This is a genomic window from Polaribacter sp. (genome assembly GCF_049276715.1).
In the GTDB taxonomy this organism is placed as follows: Bacteria; Bacteroidota; Bacteroidia; order Flavobacteriales; family Flavobacteriaceae; genus Polaribacter.
This window is the reverse complement of record NZ_JBASWY010000057.1, coordinates 1-5328: the sequence shown is the minus strand read 5'-3', so window position 1 is coordinate 5328 and position 5328 is coordinate 1. Positions and strand designations below refer to the sequence as shown.

General features: G+C 38.4%; 3 protein-coding genes. All 3 read left to right on the top strand.

From position 1 onward, the window contains the following. Positions 1-939 (top strand): hypothetical protein (locus WAO74_RS13995; RefSeq protein ID WP_422162891.1); only part of this gene is annotated, 939 nt, incomplete at its 5' end. Beyond that, on the top strand, positions 939-4805 hold the full coding sequence (locus WAO74_RS13990; protein ID WP_422162889.1) for a hypothetical protein: 3867 nt from the start codon (positions 939-941) through the stop codon (positions 4803-4805). The genes WAO74_RS13995 and WAO74_RS13990, both read left to right, overlap by 1 nt. An 18-nt stretch (positions 4806-4823) precedes the next feature. Next, positions 4824-5328: hypothetical protein (locus tag WAO74_RS13985; RefSeq protein WP_422162887.1), on the top strand; the 505-nt coding region annotated here is incomplete at its 3' end.

Here is a 5328-nt window from a genome sequence, read left to right as displayed (position 1 = left end):
GCTGTTAATTCTATTCTACAAGGTGCTGATTATGATACACCTGAAGGTCGTAGAGCCGCTTTAGAGCAGATTAGAGGTATTGACCCTGATGCTTATCATAAGTATTCTAAGATGAATCAAGACTATGAAACTAAGGAACTTGCTCTTACTGAGACACGTAACGTAGGTAAGTTGAATAAAGCTTGGACTCATGTTGGACGTTTAGATGCTTTACAGTTATTCGCAGAGCAACAGTTAGGGTTAACCCCTCAATCCGCTGCTAATATTAAGAACGATACTGATTTATTAAATGCAATACGAGTTTATTCTTTAGATGCTGATGATAAAGTAGATAAAGGATTAGTGGCTGATATTAACTCTAACTTTTCAAAGTACCTAGAGAGGACTAAGGCTTCTTATTTCAAGCAACATGCTCTAACAGACTTTAATTCTTATGAAGACTTAAAGCCAATGCCTAAATCAGGAGACAATGTTAATGATAAACCTAAGATAATTACAGATACTACTACTACTCATTTACAAGAACAGAATCCTCAATCATCTAGAGTAGGGTTACAATGGGAAAAGAACAAACGTACTAGGGAAATAGATGCCTTAGGCTCTAGCATTAAACCAGGGGCTGTATTTGACTATGATACAGACCCTTTATCTAGTATGCCTGTGTACGATGCTACCCTTGGTAACTTACAAGATGCGGTCACATCTAGTGTTAATGCAATCTCAAGTTCATTATCTGACTTCGGTAACTTATTCACAGGTACTGTGGCAGGGGATAAAACTAGAAACACAGCTGAAGAGGCAAGTGACTGGTTTATCAGTAGAGATGGTCATAACCATTTCGCAGGTAATCCTAAGGCTTTAGATGAGATATTAAATTCTAAGAATCGTACTAAAGCTGCTTTAGACTATTATAAGCAACATAAAGCTAAGAAGAAATAATGCCAATACCTTCCGTAAGAGAGACCCTCGGGGATGTAGGATACCGACCACCTACTAGAGAACTTTCATTCTATAAAGGTTTTACAGGAGACCATGAATCTCAGGGAGCGTGGTGGACATCTGGTCTCTTTGGTTTACTAGCTAGTAAGTTAGCTAGTGGTGAACAACAAGAAGAGTGGTTCGTACAACGTAATGCTATTGATTATGAGTATAACCAATTACAAGATAGGTATGATTATTACCAACAAATAGCAGATTCTAGGGGTGGTTTAACAGATGCTGAACACTCTGACGCTTCTGAGACTTTAGCTAGGATGGAAGCTATTAAAAGTGAACTAGCGTTTGTACATAACAACTTAGATGGTAACTTAGATGCTCCTATGGATGAGGAGGGTAACTCATTTAATGATAGGTGGGGAGTAGAAACTGATGATGAAGACGGTCTAATGGCGCTATTGAAAGTCTTTGTTGATAATCCTTCTTATGCTGGAGGTGTTGTAACAGGTGAGTTAGTTAAAGACTCTCCTTTCTTTGGAGTAGCTAAACTCTTAGGGATGACATCTAAGACTCTTAAAATATCAGATATAGTAAATAAGGTTAATACCCGTCTAGGTAAGATTCAAGGTAAAGCTACAAGAGGTCTAGCTCGTATGGGTACTGGTATAGGAGCAGGTGCTATAGGTGGCGCAGGCTACGAAGCTTCCTATTCTACCTTAGAGCAAGGTACTCCTAAATCAGAAGATGTTTGGATGGGCGCTCAGTTTGGTGCTGCTTTTGGTATCTTAGGTGGTGCTGGTTTATTATATAGTGGTAGTCAGTTATCTAAGATTGAAGCTGCTGTTGCTGAAAGTATAGCCGCTACAGGTAAAGGTGGCGCAGGTCTTAAAAAGGCAGTTACAAAAGAAACTAGAGACGCTGCTCAGAACATTAGAAAAGCAGCAGAGGATGATGATTCTACGCAAGTAACACAACAAGCTCAAGAGACTTCTATCTTAAAAGATGTAGAACATGATATTAAGTCTATAGTAGGTGAATCAGGTGACGGACCTGCTTTAATTACTACTACCTCTATAGATGGACGTATTCAGACTATTGTAAATGAAAAGGCAATGGCGTTGGAGCATAAGCGGTTGCTAAAGGAATTAGATGAAGCCGAGGCTAAAGGATTACCTTGGCGTGGTATAGATGATTTAACTTCTAGACAAGCTAACAACTTAAGAAACTATGATGCTTATCGTATGATGAGGATTGCTCAGGATAAAGCAAGAGAGACTGTAGCTTCTAATGATGTAGGTAAAACATTAACCCCTCAAGAAATAGACCAACAGGCTTTCCAATTAGCTTTGGATGAGTTGAATAAAGCTGATGCTAACTTCAGAGGTCCTACTCCTATGAAAGAGATAGAGGCTGCTACACAGTTAACCCCTGAAGAGTTAGAAGCTAATAAGATTAAACAACAAAGAAAAGAAGTTGAAGGTGAAGCGGAAGAAGCTCCAGCACCTACACCAGGTATCATAGGTAAGACTTTAGAAGAGCATCCTAAGAAAGCATTAGCAGCTGGAGCAGTTTTAGGCTATGCCGCAACAGATGCAGATGATGAGAAGTTATATGGTACTGCTTTAGGTGCAGTGGCTATCTTAGCAGGTCCTCGTGTTTATAAAGCTTTAACATCTAATAGTCTTAAGGCTTCTGTTATGAAGATTAAAGTTAGCTTGGCTAGAGATATAGGTGCTTTCTCTAGAAATAGTAAGATATTTGAGTTTCAGGTACAAGAAGCTCTTAAGGAAGTAGCTGAAGTGTTTGATACTCCAGACAAAGGCATGAAGTTAATTGATGCTATAGAAGACCCTACTATTAAATTAGAAGGTAGAGAGTTAGAAGTTAAGAATAGGATAGTAGCTCTCCTTGATATTATTGGTAATGAGGCAGTAGGTATAGGAATACTTAGACCTGAAGGTAGTGTTACTGGAATCAAGTTTGGTGCCTTAGATAAAGATACTACAGGAGCTTTCCTTAATAACTACTTCCCTCATATCTTTGACAAGAACCTTACTGAGAAGGATATCCAAGCGTTAATTGATATTTACCTTAAGGAATCTAAGAATGTAAAAGAAAGAACTTTAAAGCAAACTAATGCTTGGATACGGGAGCATACAGATAAGAATATTGTAGTTGACCCTATTAAAGCCCTACAGTTATATACACAGTCAATGACTCGTACTATTTATGGTCGTAACTTAATCAACTCATTGTTTGATTTAAGTTTAAATCCTACTGGTGTACGTCACTTACCTGCTCTAATGTCTAGAGAAGCTTTCCAAGACTTAAGGAAGACAGATGCTAAAGATGGAGGCTTAAGTCTTCAAGAGGCGTTACATTATGAGGAATTTGACCACCCTACTCTTAAAGGTTATGTTGCCCATAGTGATATTAAACCTATGATTGATGACCAGTTTGCTTTACTTAGAAGAGGTGGAGCAGGTGAGGTTATGGAAGGTATCCTTAAACTGAACAATGGTCTTAAGCGTTTGTTTGTATTCGGTTCTCTATTTCATGCTCAAGCTCTTGTGATGTCAGCAGCTTACTCACTAGGACGTGCTGGTTTAACCAGTAAACCTCTCGGTGGTAAGATTACTGTCAAAGATAAAGATGGTAATATAATGAAAGATGAGAATGGGGATACTATCTTTAGACAGGCAGATTTCTCAGACCTTAAACTAGGGAGTGCTGAGTTCAATGAGATTGTTGAAGAGGCTATTAGGAACGGTGGGCTAGAGGTTATTAATGTTAAGAAAGCAGACTTAGTTAACGCTGGTTTTGAAGACTTCGAAGAGTTAGCTGCTAAGATGGGCTTTGTTGGTAAAGGTATGACCAAGGTGTTTGAGAAGACAGATTACCTAACTTGGGAATACTTCCATGATAGATTTAAAGTAGCTACTTATATTCAGAAAAGACAGAAGACTTTAGATGATTGGCAGAGTCAAGGTTTTGATATTAACGATAAAGACCTACAAATACAAGCGAGTCAGTTAGCTGGTAGGTTTGCTAACGATGCCTATGGTTCTCTTGATTGGAACGACTTTGGTCATCGCTTATATACTTATGCTTCTAGCAATCCAGATAAACTAAGAGGTAAGGTTGCTGATAAGTTAGCAGGCTTACTACCTGTTAATAAACGTAGATGGTTGAACCTTGGTTTATTTGCACCTGACTGGACTATATCTAATATCAGGATTGTAGCTAACACATTTACTTCAGGCTACTCTTACAGTAAAGGTTTTATTAAAGCTTTCCATAAAGGTGATACAGCCGCTTGGAAGTCTAAAGAAGGACGTATGCTTGCGTCATCATTTAAGATGTATGCAGCTTATACAGGTAGGGCTTCATTGATTACTTCAGGTCTATGGTGGGCAATGTCTGAAGCTAATAATGCCATGTTTGATAACCCTGAACCTACAATGGATGGTTTAACAGACTTCTGGTTTGGTGAGAAGTCTCATAAAATGAACTTAGGTAATGGTGAATCAATGATAATCTCTAAGCAGATTGCTGAACCTATTCACTGGCTACAACACCCTCAACATACATTGCTAAATAAAGCCTCTATTATGCCTAAGTCTTTAATAGAAGGTATGTTTAACAAACAGTGGTTCTCAATGAAGAAAGGTTTTCCAATGGGACCTTCTATTGTTGACCCTGATGGAACGTCACACACAGGTAAGTGGTTATTCGGTAAGATGGTACCTATTGTAACCAAGCCTATGTTTGACACTTCATTGAGTTGGAGTGAGAAGTTTGAGAGAACATTTGGTGGCTTCTTTGGCTTCCCTCAATATGGTAAAGAATCTAAAGGTAAATACGACTAATTTAAACGGAGAAATAAGATGGCAGAGATAAGTGATATATTAAGGGATGAGATAATTGACTTCCTCGCGACTAATGATTTAAAGGCTACATCAGAAGAGTTTGGTATTTCTGAGGAAGACCTCGTAAACGATTACGAAATCAATGACATGATTGAGTATTATAAAGAACAACGAGGTGATGCTCCTACTGAAGGTACTGACCAGAGTCTGAATGAAGACTTTGTACCAGACTATACAGCTACTGCTAAGTATGAAGGACCTGGTAGAGATGAAGTTACTATTGATACTTCAGGTGAGATTGACCCTATGCTTATAGGTATGGCAGGTGGTGGTAAAGGTGGTATGTTTAAAGAAGGTGCTAAGAAGTTAGCTAATAAGGTACTTGCTAGTAAGTCTCTTAAAGCTAATCAGAAAGCTAATCGTGGTGTTGAAGGTCCAGTTGTTAAAGGTGCTTCAAGAACTCTTAAAGATTCTAACTTACGACCATCTATTGCTAATAAGACAGCTGATAGATATAAGTCTA

What these genes read in the sequence shown, in the direction of transcription:
- WAO74_RS13990 (WP_422162889.1), top strand. Translation starts at nt 939, where the DNA reads ATGCCAATACCTTCCGTAAGAGAGACCCTCGGGGATGTAGGATACCGA.